This is a genomic window from Planctomycetaceae bacterium (assembly GCA_041398785.1).
In the GTDB taxonomy this organism is placed as follows: domain Bacteria; phylum Planctomycetota; class Planctomycetia; order Planctomycetales; family Planctomycetaceae; genus JAWKUA01.
This window is the reverse complement of record JAWKUA010000014.1, coordinates 64262-86826: the sequence shown is the minus strand read 5'-3', so window position 1 is coordinate 86826 and position 22565 is coordinate 64262. Positions and strand designations below refer to the sequence as shown.

Annotated in this window: 21 protein-coding genes; 3 read left to right on the top strand and 18 right to left on the bottom strand. The window is 57.8% G+C overall.

Annotation, left to right across the window (positions count from 1 at the left end; all coding sequences use genetic code 11):
- The first annotated feature begins 65 nt into the window (after positions 1-65).
- Positions 66-4469: a hypothetical protein gene (locus R3C19_16860; protein ID MEZ6062013.1), complete on the top strand. Its 4404-nt coding sequence runs from the start codon at positions 66-68 to the stop codon at positions 4467-4469.
- A gap of 290 nt (positions 4470-4759) precedes the next feature.
- On the opposite strand, the gene R3C19_16855 is transcribed toward R3C19_16860, so the two are convergent.
- Positions 4760-7039, bottom strand: coding sequence for a DUF2079 domain-containing protein (locus R3C19_16855; protein ID MEZ6062012.1), 2280 nt, complete (start codon positions 7037-7039; stop codon positions 4760-4762).
- 563 nt (positions 7040-7602) lie between these two features.
- Between R3C19_16855 and R3C19_16850 the strand changes: the two genes are divergently transcribed.
- Complete coding sequence (locus tag R3C19_16850; GenBank protein ID MEZ6062011.1) at positions 7603-8619, top strand: SMP-30/gluconolactonase/LRE family protein; 1017 nt, start codon at positions 7603-7605, stop codon at positions 8617-8619.
- Positions 8620-8761: 142 nt separating this feature from the next.
- Here the strand turns inward: R3C19_16850 and R3C19_16845 are convergent, their stop codons facing one another.
- Both R3C19_16845 and R3C19_16840 read right to left on the bottom strand, forming a co-directional pair.
- Positions 8762-9322 carry a flavin reductase family protein gene (locus R3C19_16845; protein MEZ6062010.1) on the bottom strand — a complete coding sequence of 187 codons (561 nt, stop codon included), beginning with the start codon at positions 9320-9322 and terminating at the stop codon, positions 8762-8764.
- Positions 9323-9391: 69 nt separating this feature from the next.
- Complete coding sequence (locus R3C19_16840; GenBank protein ID MEZ6062009.1) at positions 9392-9979, bottom strand: putative metallopeptidase; 588 nt, start codon at positions 9977-9979, stop codon at positions 9392-9394.
- A 265-nt stretch (positions 9980-10244) separates the two neighbouring features.
- Between R3C19_16840 and R3C19_16835 the strand changes: the two genes are divergently transcribed.
- A complete protein-coding gene (locus R3C19_16835; protein MEZ6062008.1) occupies positions 10245-11084 on the top strand; it encodes an IS5 family transposase in 840 nt (279 codons plus the stop codon).
- Positions 11085-12238: 1154 nt separating this feature from the next.
- On the opposite strand, the gene R3C19_16830 is transcribed toward R3C19_16835, so the two are convergent.
- From R3C19_16830 to rplN, 15 genes are all read right to left on the bottom strand, one after another.
- Positions 12239-13999 (bottom strand): IS1634 family transposase, encoded by a 1761-nt coding sequence (locus R3C19_16830; protein ID MEZ6062007.1) that lies wholly within the window; start codon positions 13997-13999, stop codon positions 12239-12241.
- 523 nt (positions 14000-14522) lie between these two features.
- Positions 14523-15122, bottom strand: coding sequence for a L17 family ribosomal protein (locus R3C19_16825; protein MEZ6062006.1), 600 nt, complete (start codon positions 15120-15122; stop codon positions 14523-14525).
- A gap of 58 nt (positions 15123-15180) precedes the next feature.
- Positions 15181-16194 (bottom strand): DNA-directed RNA polymerase subunit alpha, encoded by a 1014-nt coding sequence (locus R3C19_16820; protein MEZ6062005.1) that lies wholly within the window; start codon positions 16192-16194, stop codon positions 15181-15183.
- A gap of 67 nt (positions 16195-16261) precedes the next feature.
- Complete coding sequence (rpsK, locus tag R3C19_16815; protein MEZ6062004.1) at positions 16262-16645, bottom strand: 30S ribosomal protein S11; 384 nt, start codon at positions 16643-16645, stop codon at positions 16262-16264.
- Positions 16646-16896: 251 nt separating this feature from the next.
- Positions 16897-17283, bottom strand: a complete 387-nt coding sequence (gene rpsM / locus R3C19_16810; GenBank protein ID MEZ6062003.1) for a 30S ribosomal protein S13 — start codon at positions 17281-17283, stop codon at positions 16897-16899.
- Between the two features lie 37 nt (positions 17284-17320).
- Positions 17321-17437 (bottom strand): 50S ribosomal protein L36, encoded by a 117-nt coding sequence (rpmJ, locus tag R3C19_16805; GenBank protein MEZ6062002.1) that lies wholly within the window; start codon positions 17435-17437, stop codon positions 17321-17323.
- Positions 17438-17504: 67 nt separating this feature from the next.
- The gene (secY, locus tag R3C19_16800) at positions 17505-18872 is read right to left on the bottom strand and encodes a preprotein translocase subunit SecY (protein MEZ6062001.1); all 1368 of its coding nucleotides are present in this window, start codon (positions 18870-18872) and stop codon (positions 17505-17507) included.
- A 58-nt stretch (positions 18873-18930) separates the two neighbouring features.
- Positions 18931-19383: a 50S ribosomal protein L15 gene (gene rplO, locus R3C19_16795; protein ID MEZ6062000.1), complete on the bottom strand. Its 453-nt coding sequence runs from the start codon at positions 19381-19383 to the stop codon at positions 18931-18933.
- Positions 19380-19865 (bottom strand): 30S ribosomal protein S5, encoded by a 486-nt coding sequence (rpsE, locus tag R3C19_16790; protein ID MEZ6061999.1) that lies wholly within the window; start codon positions 19863-19865, stop codon positions 19380-19382. The genes rplO and rpsE overlap by 4 nt, the downstream gene beginning before the upstream one ends.
- A 36-nt stretch (positions 19866-19901) precedes the next feature.
- Complete coding sequence (rplR, locus tag R3C19_16785; GenBank protein MEZ6061998.1) at positions 19902-20273, bottom strand: 50S ribosomal protein L18; 372 nt, start codon at positions 20271-20273, stop codon at positions 19902-19904.
- A gap of 78 nt (positions 20274-20351) precedes the next feature.
- Positions 20352-20900, bottom strand: a complete 549-nt coding sequence (gene rplF / locus R3C19_16780) for a 50S ribosomal protein L6 (GenBank protein ID MEZ6061997.1) — start codon at positions 20898-20900, stop codon at positions 20352-20354.
- 42 nt (positions 20901-20942) lie between these two features.
- Entirely contained in the window at positions 20943-21338 is a 396-nt protein-coding gene (gene rpsH / locus R3C19_16775) for a 30S ribosomal protein S8 (protein MEZ6061996.1), read from the bottom strand.
- A 52-nt stretch (positions 21339-21390) separates the two neighbouring features.
- Positions 21391-21576 (bottom strand): type Z 30S ribosomal protein S14, encoded by a 186-nt coding sequence (locus tag R3C19_16770; GenBank protein ID MEZ6061995.1) that lies wholly within the window; start codon positions 21574-21576, stop codon positions 21391-21393.
- A gap of 7 nt (positions 21577-21583) precedes the next feature.
- Positions 21584-22132 (bottom strand): 50S ribosomal protein L5, encoded by a 549-nt coding sequence (rplE, locus tag R3C19_16765; protein MEZ6061994.1) that lies wholly within the window; start codon positions 22130-22132, stop codon positions 21584-21586.
- Positions 22133-22170: 38 nt separating this feature from the next.
- Entirely contained in the window at positions 22171-22539 is a 369-nt protein-coding gene (rplN, locus tag R3C19_16760) for a 50S ribosomal protein L14 (GenBank protein MEZ6061993.1), read from the bottom strand.
- Positions 22540-22565: the final 26 nt, after the last annotated feature.

Genomic DNA, 22565 nt, shown 5'->3' with positions numbered 1-22565 from the left:
CGGCAGGTGACAGTGTGCCGGAATCAGGACGATTCTGTTGTGTCTGCCTGAAGGAGGAAGTTCACGTGCCTAAGGCCATCGGATTCATCGCGTGCGTGTCGGTGATGGCCGCGTCGCTGTATTTGTTCAGCGGCAGTGACCCATCCCGAACACTGTCGGCTCAGACCGAGTCTGCTAACGCAGACGGCTACGGTTCAGCCGCCAGGAAATTTCTGAACGATGCTCGCAAACGCGCGAGCGAAGGGAACATCGAGGAAGCCCGGAAACTGGCCGAAACCGCTGCCTCGCTGTCCTCCGACTGGCAACCCGGCGAACAAACGCCGCAGGACTTCCTGAAGTCGCTGAACAGCGGTTCCGGGCAGGACTGGTCAGTGACCAACGACGTCGACTGGTCCGACCTGGAACCGAAAGCCGCCGAGCCGGCTTCCGGAAACCCTTTCGCACAGGCCGCTGCGGAGACTCCGGCACCGAAGGGCAACGTGCCCAAAACGGGTGCCGAGCTGCTCAGGAAGCGACAGGCTCAGCAGCTTCTTCAGGAAGCTCGCAAGGCTCTTAGCGAAGGCAACACCGCCGTGGCTCGTACGCGAGCCATGCAGGCGCGTCAGTTGAACGTTGCCTGGGGACTTTGGGACGAGAAGCCCGAACACGTCCTCGCGGAAGTTGACCGCGCTGAAGGCACGGAGACCTTCCTCACCAAACAATACCCTCCCGCGAATCCGGATATTCGTTCTCGCGAAGAAGAGCATTCGTGGCAGCAGGCGACTGCTCTGCTGCAGCAGGCTCGCAGCGAAATGGATCGCGGCAACCTGACCGAAGCCAGCCGACTGGCAGACAATGCCGCCGCGATGAACGTCGCCTATGGCCTGTTTGACGACAGCCCCGAAGTTGTCCATCGCGACATCAGCCGACTGAAGGCATCGGGCTTCGAACCGGCTGCCGGGTTCTCGGACGAACAACCGCGGCAGACGGCTTCCGTCGAAACGCAGCGTGCCCACGAACTGCTGAAGAACGCTCGTGCTGCTCTGCTGGAAGGCCGTTTGAGCGATGCTCGCGACCTCGCCACCGAAGCGCAGCGTCTAAGCGTCACATACAGCGTTCTGGACGACCGACCCGAACTGATCCTCGCCGACATCGACCGCGCACTCGGTGGACGCGCTCAGCAGGACGCAGCCGGAACGCACGGCACTCAGCACGCCATCGCACAAGGCGCCTCCGCCGACCAAAACGCACGTGAACTGGTCGCTCAGGCACGCGATGCTCTGGCTTTCGGTGATCTGGAAACAGCTCGACGACTGGCCATTCAGGCACAACAACAGGATGTTGCTTTCGGCGTCATGGAAGATCGCCCGGAAGTCATTCTTGAAGAAGCCGACCTGATCGCACGACGACAGACGCCTCCCGCGCAGTCAAATGCGCGGGCTCACGGGAAGCCTGTTGACGTCACTCCCGAATCTTCGCCGGCATGGCCGACGGAGGAATTCTCCACAGGCGTTGCAACGGCCGATTTCGATCGCTCCAACGAAACTCCGGTCATCATTCCGGAAGGACTTTCCGCGGACGAAGCCTATCAGCAGGGAATCGCACTGCTGCGAGCTGACAACCGCATGGGAGCACGAGCCGCGTTTCTGCACGCGTGGAAGAAATCCGGGCAGTTGGCACCGTTCAAGCGTCAGCAACTGCAGGACTTTCTGCAGGAACTGGCCAGCGAACGTCCGTCCGGCGTCCGGCTGGCGTCCGGACAGGCAGTGGAGTCTGACGAAATCACTCTGCCGGCATTCAGTGCGGCCGATCAGGCTGCCGAGGCTGCCGATACGCATGACGTGCGGTACGACCGTCTGCGAACGGAAGTCATGAATTCCGTCTTCCGTGCGGAAAAGCTGAAGGAACAGAATCCCGCCGGTGCTCTGGAAATCCTGGACCGCACGATGGCCAGCGTTGACGGAGCGGAACTGAGCGAAGAAGCCACTCAGACTCTTGCCGGATACGTCCAGCGAAGCCAGAGCGGAATCCGCAGCTACATGGAACAGCGTGCTCCGCAGATCGCTCTGCAGGACCGCAATCGCAATACAAAGGAAAAGATCGAACGCGACATCAAGAACCAGATTCGCATCGAAAAGGAATTCGGCGAACTCACGGATCAGTTCAATGATCTGATGAGACAGCGTCGATTTCCCGAAGCCGAACTTGTCGCTCAGAAGGCTCTGGACCTGAATCCGACGGCTCCCGAAGCCGTCACGATGACGCTCAAGTCAAAGTTCGCGAGGCAAAACGCGTTCAATGAAGATGTCAAGTCTCGCCAGGCCGACATGAACCTTCAGCAGTTCAACGGCATCGAAGAATCCATGGCCGGCCCGCGGGGGGACTACACCCTGCCTGACGCCAAGACATGGCTCGACATGAAGACGGCTCGCTCACGGTTCGGACGGGCGGACGCTCGGGAACTGACCGAAAGCGAATTGCTGATCGAAAAGAGCCTGAGTGAACAGATTTCGCTGCACTTCCATGACGTGCCTATGACGGAAGTCATCAAGCACATCGCCGCGGTGCACGGCATCAACATTGCTCTGGACACACGAGCCATCGAAACGGAAGGCATTTCGCCAAGCCAGCCCGTCAGCATTGACGTGGATGGCATCACACTGCGAAGTGCATTGAACCTGCTGCTGGATCAGGCCGGCGGTCTGGTCTTCAGCGTCAAAGACGAAGTCCTGATGATCACCAACCGGCTGGAAGAAGACAACCGGTACGAATCCCGAGCCTACAACGTTGCCGACCTGGTTGTGCCGATGGGGCTCCCCGAGCCGGAGTCGCCCTTCAGCAGTGCCATTCAGGGCAACGTTGCCGGGGCTGCCCGCCGAGGCAATGGACTGTTTCAGGTTCAGGATGACCTTGCAGTCAGCATCAACGGCAACGGCCGGCCCCGGAGCGGCGACCGTGCCGTATCGGAACGGGGAATTGACTTCTCCGGACTGACGGACCTGATCATGTCCACCGTGGAACCCGGTTCGTGGGTCGTCGATGGCGGCGGTGGTGACATCAGCAGTCACGAAAATACCCTGAGCCTTGTCATCCGCCAGGTTCCGGCCGTTCACGACGAAATTACGGACCTGCTGGCACAACTGCGAAAGCTGCAGGACCTTCAGGTGACCGTGGAAGTTCGCTTCATCAGCGTGACGGACCGGTTCTTCGAACGAATCGGCGTTGACTTTGACTTCAACGTCAATGACACCATCGGCGATCCTCCGGGCGTTCCGGCCTTCGGTTCCCGACAGTTGACCTTCCCCGGCGGCCAGCAGGGTCTTGCCGGCGGTCAGGCTGGTCAGCAGGGTCAGGCCGGTGGCCAGGGCGGCGGCGGCGGTCAGGGCGGCGTCGGCGGTATCGGCGGCGGCCAGGGCGGCCAGGGCCAGCAGGGTCAACAGGGCCAGCAGGGTCAGCAGGGCCAGCAGGGCGTCGTCACACAGTTGTTCGATACGTTCCAGCGCGTGAATTCCACTCGCGACGACTTCAGCGGTCAGGTTGCCGGACTTGCGGCTCCCGGCCAGTTCACCAACGACTATGACATCCAGTTCCGTCAGGGATCGTTTGAAGTCGGTGTGCCTGACTTCGGGAACTTCAATCCTGACGCCGGTATTCAGGTCGGGATGGCGATCCTGAGCGACATTGAAGCCTTCTTCTTCATCCAGGCTGCTCAGGCGGATGAACGGGCGAACGTGCTGTTTGCTCCGAAGGTCACGCTGTTCAACGGGCAGATCGCCACGATTCAGGACCAGACCACGCGACCCTATGTCGCCGGACTGCAGGCCAACGTCGGAACGGGAGCGGTCGGATTTACGCCGATCCTGGGCCAGATCCAAGACGGCATTGTCCTGACCGTTGGTGCTGTGATTTCCGCGGACCGCCGCTATGTCCGGCTTTCGCTGTCGCCACGATTCAACAACCTGATTGACCTGCAGACGTTCTCCTTCGCCAACGGCGGAGCGGGCGGTGCGGCTGCCTTCAACGGCGGTCAGGGTGGTGGACAGGGCGGCGGCCAGTTTGGCGGCGGTGGCGGCGGTGGCTTCGGTGGCCAGGGCGGCTTCGGCGGCATCGGCGGCGGCTTCGGCGGCGGTGGCCAGCAGGGCGGCTTCGGCGGCGGTCAGCAGGGCCAGCAGGGCCAACAGGGTCAGCAGGGTCAGGCCGGAGGGCTTGGTGCACTGACACTGCAACAGCCGATCATCGAAACGATTACGGTCCAGACCATCGTCAGTGTTCCTGACGGAGGCACCGTGCTGCTGGGCGGAATCAAGCGACTTCGCGAAGGCCGCAACATGGCCGGTGTGCCGATTCTTAACAAGATCCCGTACATCAGCCGGCTGTTCAAGAACAGCGGGGTCGGACGGGAAACTGAAAGCGTGATGTTGATGGTGACTCCGCGAATCATCATTCATGAGGAGGAAGAAGAACTGATCCTGGGAACTTCTGCTCAGTAGTCACGACTGACCGGCTCAGCATTGCGGGTCTGAGCCGGTTGTCTGTCCCGGTCGGGTGCGGCCTGACCGGGCGGGAAAAGGTCTGAAACCACTGAATCGTTCCTCACTGCCCACTGGAAACAGAGGTGCAGTTCCGGGGTCCGAGCCGTCGCGAAATGCGGGTTTCGCGGCGGCTTATTTTTTGCGCGCCGGGAACCACGCCGCTGCGGTTCCTGGACGATAGCGGACTCCCGTCGCGCCGCTCGCCGAATCGTCGCGGGGATGATGTATCTCTCCGCGTTGCATGTTGATCAACGACCGTCCGCGGATCGCTTCAACACGATAAACCATCCGTTGGTTCGATCCGGAAGAACTTCCCACTTCTCCGGTTCCCGCTGAAGTTCGCGGATCTGATCCGGATGCCTGATTGTGCTGTAGCGGTGTCCCGTGTCGATGACAATAAAGTCTGTGTCATCGGGCACGCGATCTTCATAGTTGCTGACCGCCCGAAGGTAGTCGCTGTAATCGTATGACCGTTCACGGTGTGTCAGTCGGGTATGAATATAGTCGGTCGACGCGACACGGGCGTTCATCGGGATCTGTTCCAGGACAATCGGCACCATCGCCGCTCGCTCACCGGGAACATACATCGCCCGCCAGCCGTACGATGATTCCTTCGACCAGAACATTGCTCCCGTCGGCATTTGTGACCCCGTGATTCCGGTAAACAGGCAGCCGAGAAACACCAGGCGGCAAAGATTCGAAGCCTGGAGATTGCGGCGAGAACACGGAGGTCCTGCCGCATTGACCGGCCGGTCGTTCCCGCTCAACGCGAAAGCCTGCCCGAACATGTGACGAACGTGTTCCCGCCATCGAGTTGCGTGCCCAGCCAGGGCTGACTGCCCGGCACGACGAAAACGTTCGCCACACGCTGCCGCGCATGCCCAGAACAGGACCGGCAGCAGCGGAGCGTGAAAGTGATGATACGGCACTGGCGGAAACCCGCCGACATCGTCTCCCAGTTGCAGCAGTGACAGCATCCCGAACGTCAACACGCCCGCTGAAAGTACCAGCGGTCGTCTCCACGGAACAAACCCCAGCGGCGCCGTGAACACCAGCAGATACAGCAGCGTTCGAAAGCTGAACACCCGCGCCAGCACGCGGCCTGGTTCCGTCATGGCCGTTCTTACCAGTTCCGACGGACTGCCTCCCAGATCACCGAAGTACCGCGCATAGTGAACCGCGTCTCCCGATCGAAATGCCGGAATGACAATCAGCACTGCCAGCAGCAGGTAGAAAATCGAAATCCCGGCAACTCCGGCACCCCACCAGATCCCGAGCCGCGACGATGTGACCGACGTCGAATCCGACGACGTGTCAGACGTTGCTCCACGAACTTCCTGCGGGCCATGCTCACCGGACTTCGGTGTGAACTCACCGGGTCCGCCAGGCACCGCATTCCCGCGTCTCGACCCGCGGTCCGCAATCCCCGCGCGCAGCGCGAACACCACTCCCAATGGAAATGTCACCAGAGCCAGGTCTTCCTTCGCGCTCAGCGCCACCAGCATCCAGACGGTTGCCCACGCAAACTGCCGCCGCTCCGCACAGTCGATCATCCAGAACAGAAACGGCAGCGACAGTGCAATCGGACGGAACGTCTTCTGATCGATTGCGATGTCCAGAAAGTGCATCGGATAGAACAGCAGCCATGCCATGCCCAATAATGCTGCCGCTCCGGCACTTGCGCCGTGCCGCCGGGCAATGCGATAGAGAGGGATCGCACAGCTTCCCAGCGCCACCGACTCAGCCAGTTCCAGCAGCAAATGTGACGGCCACAACATGTGCAGCGGAAGCAGCAGCAGGTGAATGACCTGGATGTGTTCACCCAGAAACAGGCCCTGATCCAGGTAGCTGCGAAACCCCTTTCCATGCCGGATGTTCCAAAGGTGTTCTTCATACATCGCGGAATCACCGTGAGGAACCAGCAGTCCCGCGTAGAGCCGTTCATTCATCCAAAACGAAACGCCGATCCACGCGGCCATGCTCACCAGCAAAATCGCTCGGATCCCGGAATCCGGCAGATGAAATTCCCGGACGCCGGATCGCTGCTCGTCGGTCCTGATCCAGACCCACACCGTCACCGCTGCTGTTGTCATCATCCACAGCGGCAGGCTCGATCCGAGAAACCAGGCCAGACCGTCACCAGGCAACAGGTCACTTAGCAGAAAAAAGGGCCACCAGCAGCATGAGATCAGCCACAGGCATGCCGTCTGTCGAATCGATTTCGACAGTCGTTTGGGAGCCGACCATCGCCACCTTCTCCATGCCAGCGATGCTACCAGGAGCATCAGTCCCGTCAGTCGCACCGTCACAGCAAGCGCGCTCAGCTCCAGTCGCCAACTGACGGAATCCTCGGTGATACGGGCTCCCAGAAATTTTCCGACAACCAGATTGACGTCCGTTGGCCAGAGTGACATCGACAGCACGGGATTACTCAGCCACTCGGCAATTGCCCATCCCATCGCCCAACACGCGCCGACCAGCGCGACGCCGTTTCGGAAAGGCAGGATGGAATTCTGAATCGTTCGCATAGACGGGAACAGGCTGTTGCCGGAGAACATCGGCTGTCGAAGGCATCACTTCAGAATGGTAAACAGCAGACCTGCCCCCGGCGAGCAGCCGGTCGGTTCCGGCGGCCCGACGGAACCCTTCGCTGGTGCCCGGCTTGCAATTGCCCGAAGCCCGTCGGCGATGGCTGAATGCCATACAGACCGCGCCGGATGCCGCCCTGCCCCGGCAGGACACACGCGATCTCCCGGACACTATTCCCTGAAGCCAGTCGCAGCCGAGTCCGGCTCGCCCCGTTGCCGCCTTCCGCCGGTGCACCAACGTCGTTCCGCAAAATTCGGCTGACGGCTCGCATCGCAGGGAATCACCACGAACGGAAGCTCGTCACGCTGCCGTTGATTGCACGACAGCAATTCAATGGCAATGCGCGAGTCTCTCGTCGCGAAGGATCGGGGTCGCACCGCGACGTCTGCTGCATCGACAGTGACGCCCAGTCACTCGACACCGCCGCAGTCGATTCTCAAGATGCAACGCGGCCAGGATACCAGGTCTCCACTCCTTTCACTTCGCCCGGAAAGAACTCGCCATGCCCGCCATCCGTTCTCTGCTGGCACTCGCCATCCTGCTGACAACGACTTCGTTTGTCACCGCTCAGGAACCCGCAACGCTCGGCAGCATCGTTCGCCTGGACCCGGCGATCAATCAACTCATTCCCGTCGACGCAAAGATTGAGGTGCTGGCGTCCGGTTTTACGTGGTCGGAAGGTCCCGTCTGGATGGGTTCGGCCACCGACGGTTACCTTCTATTTTCCGATATTCCGCGGAATTCCGTGTTCAAGTGGAAGGAAGGTGAAGGTATCTCGCTGTTCCTGAAGCCTTCCGGCTACACCGGAGCCGTCTTCTACGGACTCGAACCTGGTTCGAACGGACTGCTTCGCGACCCTCAGGGCCGTCTGGTGTCCTGCGAACACGGTGATCGGCGAGTCTCCGTGCTGACCAGTAACGGCGGCAAACGGACATTGGTTGACAACTATCAGGGCAAGCGACTGAATAGTCCCAATGACGGCGTCTATCACAGCAACGGAGATCTCTACTTTACAGATCCTCCGTATGGACTGCCCAACCGCTATGACGACGAACGCCGCGAACTCGACTTCTGCGGCGTCTATCGGCTTGCCAAAAACGGTGAGCTTACACTGCTGACGAAGGAAATGACGCGCCCCAATGGAATCGCCTTCTCGCCGGACGAAAAGACGCTCTACGTGGCTCAGTCGGATCCCCAAGCCGCAATCTGGAAGTCGTTCGCCGTAAATGCCGACGGTACGCTGGAACCCGGGAAACTGTTCTACGACGCGACCGACAGCGTTGGAAAACTGCCGGGACTCCCGGATGGCCTGAAAGCCGATGTCAAAGGCAATCTGTTCGCCACTGGGCCCGGTGGAGTCTACGTGTTTGCCCCTGATGGCAAGCTGCTGGGCCGACTCGACACAGGAGAAAAGACTGCCAATTGTGGCTGGGGCGAAGACGGCTCAACACTATTTATTTGCGCCGACATGCACATCTGCCGCATCCGCACCTCAACCAATGGCGCTGGCTGGAAGTAATTACCAGCGAAGGTCAATTCCGAGCCTGACTGTCAGACGGCGCCAGACTCGCTGACTCGGACAAGTGAGCTCCCGCCGGGCACGGTGCTCAGTGTCAGTCGCCGCACAGTGCGGCGTTGGACCACGGAACGGTTCACCCGGCTCAATCCGGCCGCGGCACGTCGAAGCGATCCCGGGTGCGGCAGTAACTGACTCCGCCCATCCGTCCGACGGCATCCAGCAGGTCCTGGTCGACAAGGCCTTTCGTGTCAATGATCGCGTCGTCGATATGCAAGTGTACCACGTGGCCAATCACGACATTGGCCCCGCCGGGACCGGTTCCGATGTGGATCGACTGCATCAGCTTACACTCCAGCTGCACAGGAGATTCGGCGACGCGCGGAACTGCGACACGCCTGCTGTCAATCGGCGTAAGCCCGCAGTGAGCGAACTCTGATTCGCTGGCAGCAAGTTCTGCCGAGGATGCGTTCATCTGCTCAACCAATGCACACGGCACGACATTGACGACGAACTCGCCCGTTCTCTCAATGTTTCGCAGCGTATCCTTGCGTAACCCGTCCGGCCGGTTCGCCGGGCAAAACAATACGCTCGGCGGACGCGACCCCACTCCCGTGAAAAAGCTGAACGGAGCAACATTGGCGACAGACTCCGGTGACATTGTCGAAACCCAGGCGATCGGCCGGGGCACGATCACACGAAGCATGTGCTGATAGAATTCAGCGGGTCGCCGTTGTGCGGGATCGAATTCCATAACAGCACCCAGTATGCGTCACTATGCCGCAACGTCGTCCACAGCAATCAGGCGCGGAATCGACAGACGCAATCCGACGACGTTGCCGAACTGCGACTGCAGGCCTGGAAAGTCGTGTTCCAGGAACGAATACAGCCGTCTTGCCGGACGGCGCCTCAGGTACTGTGCAGCGAACGCAGCCATCTGCCGGTCGTAATTCTCTTGGCTGCCCGTATGCATATAGCACTTTCCGTCGAACCGGCGAATGTCGCCGTCAAATTGCGGACCGACATGGTACAGCTCATGAAACACGGTCACGAGTTTTTCACTGAATGACAGATTCAGAAACCGCGGCAGGTAGAACGTCAGGATATAAAGCAGCTCTTGGCCGCGATGATACAACCGCTGGATCGCCCACACTCGTCCGTCGCGAACCATCGTCAGGCGACCGTCTTCAAACCGCATCGGGGTCAGTTTCGCCTGTATTCCCCATTCCGCGGGAGTTCTCGTCTGCGAATACGTTACTGCCACTCGCCGCATATCAATATGGCGAAATGCCGCATGGCGCCGACAAATGTCCTCGCACAGCAGCCGCATAGCCGCACAAAAATCGAACTGATGTCCCGACATTCGCCGCGAGCTCCCCGCACACTTGGTGTGTGCAGCGGAGAGTATGCTGTTGCAGTCGGCACGACAATACGGATCGCACGAGCCCTCGGGAACGCATCAGAAATGCCGGATCACAGCGTTGCGTCGAGGGGCGTTGAACTCAACCGACCAACACCGCCAGCCTTAGAGGGCATCTGGGAAGATAACTGGTCTGGGCGAGATTTCGTTGAGAGTGGAAACTCCGCGTCGGTTTCGGGAACTTTTCTTACCGACACGGAGGTCAGTCATGTCAGGAACAGCAGCTCGCAGGGCGTACAACACGGATTTGACGGATGAACAGTGGGCGCATGTGGACAGGGAACTGCCACCGGCTCCCGGCGGCGGTCGCGAACGAACGGTCGATCTGAGGGAAATCGTCAACGCGATTCTGTACCGCCTGCGGACCGGCTGTTCGTGGGAACTGCTGCCTCACGACTTTCCGCCGAAGTCCACGGTTTACGAATACTTTGCCCGCTGGCGAAACGACGGCACATGGCAGCGTCTGCACGATTCTCTGCGAACCGCCGTGCGAAGACAGAACGGGCGTGAGGCCACGGCTTCGGCCGGCATCGTCGACAGTCAGTCGGCGAAGACGACCGAAACCCGCGGAGAACGCGGCTATGACGCCGGGAAGAAAATCAAAGGCCGCAAGCGTCACATTCTGGTGGACACCCTGGGACTGCTGATCGCGGTGGTCATCACTGCCGCCTGCGTTCAGGACCGTGACGGAGCCAGGCTGGTGTTTGCAGAAGCACGCGGTGAAACGCGGCTGGAAAAGATCTGGGCGGACGGAGGCTACCGAGGCCAACTGGTCGATTCGACAAAGCAGGAATTCGGCTGGGATCTGGAGATTGTCAAACGCAGCGACGACGTCAGCGGCTTCGAAGTTCTGCCTCACCGATGGATTGTGGAACGCACATTTGGCTGGCTGGGCCGTTACCGGCTGTTCTGCCGCGAACACGAAGCAACTCTTGCCAGCGCCCGGGCCGACATTTACATGGCCATGTCTCATATCATGCTCCGCCGACTGACCCGACCACCCAGGAAAATCTACGAACACGAACACCTCCTGGCCCACATCACCTGACTTACCAGATGCCCTCAGAGGTCATTTCAAACCTGATTTTTGTTGAGTGATTGGCAGGCACATTGCATGCCAGTGTGGGCGAAAGGAGTTGCTCACATGCTCATTACCCTGTCCATGTGGCCGAAACAGCGTCGGCCGAATACGACAGGGTCCAGGACGGCCCCGAAGCCATTTATCACTGATTCCCAGTGGAATCTGATCAAAGATCTTGTTTTAGAACCATGATCCGTCCCCGAAGGTGGACGCCCTGGTCGAAGCCCGAGCCTGCCTCGAAGGGATCTTATGGATTCTGGAAAACAGGTGCCCGATGGCAAGATTTCCACAGAACGATATCCTTCTTCTTCAACATGCTGGCGTCGGCACAAGCAGGACTGAAGCTGGACTGATCATCACCGAAGCGTGGCGAAGGCTGCTTCGGGCGATGGACCGGCGAAAGTTGCTGGACTGGTCGCAGGCAATGGGTGACGGGCACCTTTTCGCCTGCAAAAAAGGGGGTCTTGAGGTCGGCAAGACAAGAAGGAAAAGGAACCGCTGGATGTTGATGACCGATTTGTCAGGGTCCTGATGTCTGCAATGACGACATCGGCACAGGATGCGGAAGTGAATACTATCGAGACTCTTGTTGACGTGCGAGTGCTGAAGAAGTGCCCCAGGCGTCTCCCCACGATAAGGCGGCCGAATCGTCCGGACGCCGACCGCAGTCTCCGAATGGAATCTTTACAGAATCAAAATGAAAAATTGCCGCGAACGTGTAGCATGGAATCTGCCGTTGCAATCGTGCTGGCCAGGTTGTTTGAGTTGACGCGACTTCAAGAAGGAAACGCCGGAACGGATCATTATGGGCATTATTCGCTGTCCTCGCTACCAGGAACGCTTCGAACTCTTCGAAACGAAATCTCGCGTGGTGCGGCTTCTCTATGGTGTACTCCAGAGACGCTGTGTTCGGTGCTGGCGATGTGGAAAACTGTTCTCGATTTCTCGTCGGCACGGCATTCTGGAGAACCACTAACCCGAACTTGATGCGGTTCAACCGGGCGGTCGTTGCGGGTTGAGGCTGAATTTTGCGGGGTTTTTGCGCACGAAGTGACCGTCGCGAAATTGAAGGTTCTGGCTACAGGGCGGGTGCGGCCGTCATTTTGGCGCGGGACGGCCGGCTATGCCGTCACGCCCAGCAGGTCCAGCGCGCGGCGCTGAGTCGGACTCGATTCCGTCAGTTGCTGGTACTCGGCCTCGCACGATTCCAGACGCAGACGCGTGCGGCACAGCGTCGACAAGTCCTGCAGCAGATCCTGGAAGCTCTGCACCGGATGACCGCTGTCGTTCAGCCGAGTGGCGTCCTTCCGACGGGCCGATTCGGAACGCATCGCCGGAGCCACCACGGACTGCCGCGCCGACTGAGCCGCCTCCCGATCCGTGTCGTCGAACAGCAGCTCAGCCAGCTTCTCTCGCATGTGCCATTCCACATAGTACGCCAGCATGCACAGGAACACGTGCGCCCGAATGCGATCGTCGTTGTGGTGATAGATCGGACGCAGTTGCAGGTCCACCGTCTTGATGCTGCGGAACGCGCGTTCCACCTGCGACAGACTCTTGTAGGCTGACACCACGTGTTCCGGCGACAGGTGCTGTGCCGGGACGCTTGTGCGAACCACATACAATCCGTCGAGCGCCGCTTCGGCCGCGATGTTGTCTTCTCGACGGGTATGGGAAAAGCCATCGTCGGTGATCGACAGTTCGAAGTGTTTGGCCATCTTGTATTGACCAATCACTTTCCCGACGCGCAGACTGACGGCCTGCTCGCCTCGCAGCGGATTGTGTTCGCGCTGCGTGGCGCGGACGATCACATCCAGCTTCTTCTCGGTGGCTCGCAGCAGTTCTTCGCGCTTCCGCGCCCGCTCGTCGGCCAGCAGCGGATTGCGGCACAGCACCAGCCGTTCGCCGGGGAATTCGTCTTCCGCCGTAATCTCGGCCAGATCCGTTTCGTCGAACAGCGAACGGTCCACATGGCCCGCCTGCACCAGCCGTTTGATGGCATCGCTGCGGAGAGCCGAAATCCAGTCGAGACCTTCGACACCGCGCAGATCCGCGTTGATCCGCGCGGACGTGATCATGCCGCGATCGCCGACAAACACGACCCGCTGAAGACCGAACCGCTTCCGCACGCGCCGAACAAGATCGGTGAACGTGGCCGGGTCGGCCGTGTTGCCGGAAAACACTTCCACCGAAATCGGCCGGCCGTCGCGATCGCACAGCAGGCCGTACACAATCTGCGGCCGGTCGCGGCGATGGTCGCGACTGTAGCCGTACTGAATGAGGCTCGATTTGCGGCCGGTGTAGTAGCTTGAAGACACATCAAACAACAACAGCGTGCCGTCTGCCAGATGCTGCTTCACGAGCTTGTTCTCGATGCGTGTCTGCCGGGTCAGCAGCCAGTCCATCGCCGCATACAGATCCTGCACGTCGATGTCGCCGAGCCGCAGTTCTTCGGCCAGTGTGTTCTGCGCGGTGGCTTCATTCAGGCCGACGCTGCAACTCAGCTTCGAGCCCGGCGAAATCACCCGATCCACAATCATGGCCAGCACCAGATCGCGTTCCCGCGACGGCGTCGACGACACGATCCGGTCCAGCCCGATGTTCCGCACCGTCCCGAGCACCGCGGCCACGTTTCCATGCGGCAGCGACCGTACGATGCGGATGGCTTCCCCGTGACCGGCCAGCGGCTGATCACTGGCCAGCCGCCGCTTCATGACCTCGATCAGGTCGTCGGGCAGATCGGACAGGTTGCCGACGGTTTCGTGCCTGACCCTGCCGTCCTCGCGGAAGGACCGCCGCAGCAACACGGACCGATAAACACGGCCCTTGTAGACCCTGGTGACGGTTTCGATGTGGACTCGGCGAATTGGTTCGTGGCTCATGCGGGCGTTGTAGCAACTCGGCAGAGCCGCGCCTGGCCCTGTTTCTTAATTTTCTGGCTACAACACCAAAATGGAATCACGACTTCACCCGACAAAATACACGCTCAAACCCCATTTTCGCAATTCAAGTTCGGTCTAGCATTGGCCAAGTCACACAGCGACGAACGAAATCGCAGAACTCTGCCATCGCTACTCAGCTCTCGCGAAGCAAGCCAAGCAAATCTTGCGCAATACGCCCTATGCGGTGTTCCAGGTGGCAGATCGAGTCTTCAGGAAGTCGCGTCCTGCAGTCACTCGGCGCCTGAGGAGTCGACAGCAATTCGCACCGTCCCTGCCAGGCGTTTCGGGTTGCATGGTCGCGAAGCCAAAAGGACAGCACCTACAACCTGCACCCAGATTCTGCAAAAACATCACCACAGCAGCAATGGCGACGGTAACGTCCGTTAGCTCAAGCGTGGTTGCCGACGTTCACGCTGGCTACCACCACAAGGCACCAGATGACTCCACTTGTGACGGCGCTCCGTCATTCGGCTGACGTGGATTCAGCCACCGTTTCCTCGTTCACAACGACAGGAGCCGACCGGCGACGCGATTTCACTCGGTCACGCTCGCCGACAAACTCAATCAGTGCCTGTTTGCCGGCGTCTCCAAGGCGTACTCTCGGCAATTGGATAATGCGAGTGTACCCACCAGGGCGATCTGCAAATCGCTCAGCCAAATCCGAAAACAGGATGTCAACGGCGTTTCGGTCTCTCAGCATGGCATAGGCTCTGCGGCGCATCGCAACTGCCGGCGCAACCGCCTGAGCCCATTGCTGCCACCGCTCGGACTTTCTCCATGTCTTCCATTCGTCGGAGTCGCGTTCCGCCGATGTCGCAAATTCCGCAGCCTTGTCTTCATGTGCCGACGCATTTCGCGCCAGTGTCACGAGTTTCTCGACAAATGGCCGAAGTTCTTTGGCCTTGGGTACAGTTGTGACGATTCGTCCCGAAACCCTGGGCTTGTTCGGATCAGAATCGTCGACGCGGACCGTACGAATCAGGCTGCATGCCATATTTCTAAACATCGCAACGCGGTGGGAGGCGTTCCGACCCAGTTTTCTGCCGCGAACTCGATGTCGCATGGCAACCACTCTCTAACAAGAACAGACAGATGTAAAATCCCGGTCGTCGCAGTGTGCGTTACGACGTCGGCTGTTGATTGGGCAATCGCATTCCAAGCCGCAGGTCGATTTCTTCAAGACGCTCACGAACTTCATCAAGCGTTGTTTCACCAAAGTTCCTGACCTGTAACAGTTCGTCTTCGTTGCGGACGACCAGATCGCGAACAGTATTGATCCCAACAGACTCAAGACAGTTCGTCGCCCGCACGGAGAGGTTCAGTTCTGCCAGGCTCTTATTCAGTTTTTCTTCCAATTCCATATCAACCGGAGAATACCCGGTCGCTTCCATCATTCCCCGCAGACCACCTTCTGGCGACGCCTCCGGTCCTGGTTCACGATATGTGATGAAGCAATTCAGGTGCTTGCGAAGGATCTTGGCAGCCTCCACCAACGCCATCGATGGCGATATTGTCCCGTTCGTCCAGAGCTCCAAAGTCAGCTTATCGTAGTTGGTGCGCTGGCCCACACGCGTATCTTCAATGTGGTGACGAACTCTCGTGATTGGTGAAAACGTTGCATCAAGCGGAATCACTCCGATTTCGGGATCGTTATGGTAGTGCTCCGACGCCGGAACGTACCCGCGCCCGTTCTCCACTGTCATTTCGATATGAAACGGGACGTCGTCCGTCATCGTCGCAATTACCAGATCCCGATTAATGACCTCTACCTGGTCGTCGCAAATGACATCTGCTCCGGTGACGACGCCGCGAGTGTTCTTTTCAATTCGCAGTGTCTTCGCTGAAGCACTATGGTTCTTCAACACCAGGGACTTCAGGTTCAGGCAGATATCTGTGACGTCTTCTACAACTCCCGGAACAGTTGTAAACTCATGCTGCACGCCCTGTACTCTTACTTTTGTAACGGCGGCTCCCTCAAGGCTTGACAGCAGGATTCTCCTGAGGCTGTTTCCAACGGTAGCGCCGAATCCGCGTTCGAACGGCTCCGCGACAAACTTGCCATAGGATGACGTTAGGGATTCCCGAACCGGAAATACCCGGCTGGGCAACTCTAAACCACGCCAACGGATTCGCATATTTCACACTCCAGGACGAGCTCCCGCCCGCATCAATTTGTCAGAGAACTGTCGATCAGGAAGAGGATCAGACTCTTCGCTTCTTCGGCGGTCGGCAACCGTTGTGTGGCAGTGGGGTGATGTCTTCGATTGAACGGACGGAAATCCCCGATGACTGCAGGCCCGTGATCGCGCTTTCCCGACCGGAACCGGGACCTTTGACTCGAATCTCGACTTCCTTGACCCCGAATTTCGCAGCCCGCTCAGCCACAGTTTCGGCGGCTCGCTGTGCTGCAAACGGAGTACTCTTGCGACTTCCCTTAAAACCAACTGTCCCCGCAGTCGCCCAGCACAGCACATCGCCGTTGATGTCGGTCATTGTCACAATCGTGTTGTTGAACGTTGCCTTGATGTAGGCAATGCCCTTCGTGACGTTGCGACGAATCTTCTTTTTTTGCTTAACTTTTGCCACAATCGTTTCTCTTTGATCAGAAAGTACCGGCCTGACGGCCAATGACCACTGCAACGTCAATCCGCAACGGCCTTGCTCGACGACAACCGCGCTTTTCAGGAAGGCCGCATGCTGACAACACCGCGTTAATTCCCTGAACCTATTTCAGCTATACAATAGACCGAAACACCCCCGCACGGATTATTGAAAAAGGATCACTGTCGCTGAACGTACCAGAGGCTGAGCGAATGTTTCAGATCTTCTTCCTGCCGTCAATGCTTCATGTCTTTCACGCCCTTCTTGCCGGCAACGGTTTTCTTGCGGCCTTTCCTGGTCCTCGCGTTTGTTTTCGTTCGCTGACCACGGACCGGTAACCCGCGCCGATGTCGCAGGCCGCGATAGCACTGAATCTCTCTCAGTCGACCGATATCCTGCTGGACTTTTCGCCGCAGCGGACCCTCTACGGTGTAGTTCTTGTCCAGGTGGCTCGTAATGCGGCTGACTTCATCTTCAGACAACTCCCCTGCCCTAACATGCGGATCGACTCCCAGCTCGTAGCAGATCTTTACTGCCAGGACGCGGCCGATGCCGTACAGGTAGGTCAACGCAATATACGTTGGCTTATTATTTGGAATGTCGACACCAAGTACACGAGGCATTCAAATCTCTCCGGAGTCGCTACGGCGCTAAACTGGACTAGCCCTGCCGCTGTTTGTGACGCGGATTGGCCGAACAAATGACGTAAGTTCGGCCTCGCCGGCGCACCGTCTTGCAGTGCTCGCAAATTCGCTTTACGCTGGACCTGACCTTCATGGCAAATTCTCCAAAAAACGCCGGACACCTGACATTGTAACAGTTCAGATTGCTGACACGCCGCAAATCAGTTGTCGGAGTCAAGCAATCCAGGGTAGTTTCGCATCACCAGGTGAGAGTCAATCTTTTGCACCAGGTCGAGGGCAACGGATACAATAATCAGCAACCCCGTTCCCCCAAAAAAGCTTGCAATCGCGTAATCACCCGTGAGAGTCGTTGAAATCACAGTGGGAATCACAGCAATTATCGCAAGAAATGCAGCTCCGACATAGGTAATGCGAATCATCACCTGCTCTAGGTGCGAAGCGGTTCGTCCACCGGGCCGATAGCCAGGAATGAAGCTACCCATATCCTTCAGGTTGTCCGCCATATCGCGGGGGTTAAACGTAATCGCCGTCCAGAAATAGCAAAAAAAGTAAATCAGCACGATATAGCAGAGGTTGTAAACGAACCCCTGACCAGGTGAAAACGCAGTTGAAAGCGACCTCATTATCGAGCTGTCCTGCCAGACATTTGACAACTGATTGAACACGAAGAACGGCAGCAGGAGCAGGCTCGACGCGAAAATGATCGGCATTACGCCAGCTTGGTTTACCCGCAGGGGGAGCCACTGCCGCTGTCCGCCGGACACTCGTCGACCTCGAACATGCTTGGCGCTTTGAATTGGTATCTTCCGTTGCCCCTGAGTAATGAAGATTACCCATACGATGACAGCCACGAACAGCACAGCCAAAACCAGCAGCTTCTCCACACCCTGGGGTGAACCAACTTGAATTCCGTTTTGAAGAATCCCGCTCAGCCATCCGCCGGCTGCAGCAGGCATTCTGGCGAGAATTCCTGCCATAATCAGAAGGCTGATTCCATTTCCGATTCCATACGCGTCAATTTGTTCTCCGATCCACATCAGGAACACCGTTCCCGCAGTCATCACGAACGTGCCCAGCAGATGCCAGTACCATACATTATAGTCGTCAATAATCAGGCTCCGGCCGTCACCGGAAATTGCCCCGGCACCCAGTCCCCGAATCAGGAAAAAGCTCTGCAACAGACAAATCAGCACCGTTGCATACCTTGTATACTCATTCAGGCGGCGACGGCCTGCTTCTCCCTCTTTTTGCAGCTGTTCAAGTGGCGGATAGACAGTTCCGAGCAACTGAAAGACAATTGATGCCGTAATATACGGCATGATTCCGAGACCAAATATCGACCCATTTGTAATGCTCGATGCTGAAAATAACGAAACCACTTGCAGCAGGTTCCCCAATCCTCCTCCGCTGTCATCAGTTTTCGAGAAAGCCTCCTTGAGCAGGGCGTGGTCCATGAACGGAAGCGTAATCGAAAAACCCATGCGATAAACCGCGAGCAGTGCGATTGTCAGCAGGATTTTCCGCCGCAGTTCCGGCACCTTAAATACTGTTCCGAGCTTTGTCAGCATATCGTGTCTCTCCGACATTCAATCCCTGATGGCTGTCGCCCGTTGCCAGGCGTTGCCGTCAGACAGTGACACGTTCAAACTTCCCGCCCGCCGCGACAATCTTCGCTTCTGCGCTTCGGGAAAAGCGATGAGCTCTCACGGTGAGCTTTTTCGTGAGTTCACCGTCACCCAACACCTTGAGGACATCGAATCGGCTCGGGACAATTCCCTTCGCCACAAGCGCCTCTGCAGTGACTTCCGAACCGGCTTCAAAAACATCGGACAGTTGGCCGACATTAATGATCACCACAGTGTCAGCAAAGGCGCGATTGTTAAAACCGCGTTTTGCCACGCGACGGAAGAGCGGCATCTGTCCGCCTTCAAATCCGGCGCGACGTGACGACCCTGATCGGCTGTAGTACCCCTTGTGTCCTCGGCCCGCCGTCTTTCCGTGACCTGAACCGGGGCCACGACCGACCCGCTTGCGCTTCTTTCTTTTTTGAATCTCTACGTGTACGTCATTCAGGATCATGACAGAGATACTCCCCGAAGGCGTTCGATGACTTCCCGCGTTCGCAACTGAGACAGGGCATCAAACGTTGCCTTTACCAGATTGAGCGGATTCGTTGACCCAAAGCTCTTGGTAAGGATATCGTGGACGCCCGCGGCTTCGACAACAGAGCGTACACATTCGCCCGCGATAACACCGGTACCCGGACGTGCCGGCAGCAGAAGTACACGAGACGACCGAAAGGTTCCTACAACTTGGTGCGGAATTGTCGTGCCAACTAACGGGACAGAATGCTGTGATCGATTCGCCTGCTTCGTGGCCTTCTCGACAGCCAGCGGCACTTCAGTTGCCTTCCCGTAACCGTATCCCGCGCGTCCGCTGCCGTCGCCCGTAACCACAAGCGCAGCGAAGCTAAATCGGCGACCGCCTTTCACGACACATGCACAACGGCGGATCTGAACGACAAACTCAGCAGATCCGCTTCTTGATTCAGCAGTAGACACCTAAACCTCGCTTAATCACGTGTTACCGAAGATACGCTAGAACTGAAGACCGCATTCCCTCGCGGCATCTGCCAGCGCCGCAATTCGTCCATGATATCGAAATACGCCGCGATCAAAGACCACCGCCGAAATGCCTTTCTCGATCGCGCGCTTCGCAATCAGCTTCCCAACAGAGGCAGCGTCCTCACGCGTTCCCGCACACTTGCCGGGGCCCGCGACATCTTGGTCGACACTGCTGGCCGCTGCCAAAGTCCTTCCCAGTGCGTCGTCAATAACCTGAGCATAAATGTGACGATTGCTGCGAAAAACAGAAAGCCGGGGACGTCCGTGAGCATCCCGGCGAACCCGATTCCTGACTCGAAACCCGCGTCGTACCTTCTGTCTTGCCAGCCGCTTCTCAAGTTTCATGACTGCTCATTCAGATTAATCTGCACCTGCCGCGACTCTACGGCAACGACTTTGAAAAATTCTCACAACAGGATATCACTACTTGGAACCGAAAGCCTTACCGGCCTTTCGGCGCACATATTCGTTTTCATAACGGATTCCCTTGCCCTTATACGGCTCCGGTGGCCTTACATTGCGAATCTCGGCGGCAAATTGCCCGACAACCTGTTTGTCGGCGCCGCGGATCAGCACTCGTGTCGGATCGGGAACTTCACAAGTCACAGAGGGCGGAATCGCAAGCTCAACGGTATTTGCGTAGCCAACCTGCAGGGCAATCTTATTGCCTGAGATTCTCGCGTTGTACCCAACGCCTACAATAACAAGCCGTCGCTCAAATGGTGTGGAGACCCCCGTGACCATATTCTGCACAAGGCTGCGGGTAAGGCCATGCAGAGCCCGGTTCTCTCGCGAATCACTGGGGCGATTGACCCGCACAACACGGCTCGCTTCGTCAATTTCCACGGACATGTTTGGATGGATTGTCATTGAAAGGCTGCCTTTGGGGCCTTTCACCGAAATCGCGGTACCACTGATCGTCACACTGACATCGGTAGGAAAGCTGATCGGTTTTTTTCCAATACGAGACATCGCTTCACGTCGCTTCTGTTGGAATTGTCCCTGGGTAAGTCGCTACCACACCTGGCAAAGCAGTTCGCCACCGACACCTTCTTTGCGCGCTTCCCGGTTGCTAAGAACTCCTCTGGAGGTTGACAAGATTGAAATGCCCACTCCCTGCCGCACATCCTGCATATCGCGAACACCGACGTAGACTCTCCGGCCCGGCTTGCTGATTCGTTCAATGTGCTGGATTACGTGTTCACCGTTGGGACCATACTTGAGGTTCACGCGAAGCACTGAGACCGGTTGTCCTTCAATGATTTCGTAGTCCCACAGGTATCCCTCGCGCTGCAGAGCTTCCACAACGCGCACTTTGGTCTTAGAAATCGGGACATCGACAAACGGCCGTTCGACGTGAATCGCATTGCGAATTCGCGTCAGCAGGTCAGCAATCGGATCTGTCATCATGGCTCATCGTACCAAAGTCGCTAAACAAAAGATTTAACCACGTTTTGCGTCGCTACCAACTTGCTTTCCTAGCGCCGGGAACGAGACCTTCAAGGCAAAGATCGCGAAAACAAATTCTGCAAACTTTAAACTTCCGGTAAACACTGCGGGGACGTCCACAAAGGACACACCGGTGTTCAATGCGAGTGCTAAACTTCGGCTTTCGTCGTGCCTTTTCGATCTTTGCTTTGCTGGCCATTCCGGGTCTATTTCTCTGAGGTTTTGAACGGCATCCCAAACGCCTTCAGCAGTATTCTGCCCTCGTCGTCTGTCCTGGCCGTGCTGACGATTGTAATGTTCATCCCCTGCGGCTGAGTAACAGTCTCCGGGTCGATCTCGGGGAATACAAGCTGCTCCGAAAGACCGTAGTTATAATTGCCGTTGCCGTCAAAGGCGTTTGGATTCAAGCCGCGAAAGTCACGAACACGCGGGAGCGCCAGAGTGATCAGGCGATCCAGAAAATCGTACATTCGCCTGCCGCGAAGTGTAACCCTGCAGCCGATCGGCATGCCCTCGCGCAGTCGGAATCCTGCAACTGACTTTCTGGCACGGCAAATCTGAGCCTTCTGCCCGGTGAGTTGCGTCAGGTGCTCAACCGCCGTATCCAGCCGCTTGCGGTCCTGAATCGCTTCGCCGACCCCCATGCTTACGACGATTTTCTGCAACTTCGGAAGTGAATGGACATTTCCTCTGCCCAGTGACGCTTTCAGTTCAGCGACAATCCGATTATTGTATTCTTCCAGCATTCGAGCCATGAGTAATCTGCACTATCCGAGCCGTCAAGTTGGTTTCGTTAAACTACTTCGCTTGCAAGGCTGACGATCTTCATATATCGCCGATCCCTCAGTTCGCGGGCGACGGCGCCAAAAATTCGCGTTCCCTTGGGGTTTCCGTCCGCATCCACAAGTACGACAGCATTCCGGTCAAATCTCACATAGCTTCCATCGTCTCTGCGAGTCGGCTTCCGGCAGCGCACGACCACACCCTTCGCAACAGTTCCCGCCTTCACGCTGCTGCCCGGCAGCGACTTCTGGACACTAACAACGACAATATCGCCCAGCCTAGCGTACCGCCTCCGGGTTCCCCCCAAGACCTTGATACAGCGGACGAGCTTCGCTCCCGAATTGTCAGCTACGTCCATAATTGTCTGCATTTGAATCATCGTGTAATCCCTATGCCTCTTCCACG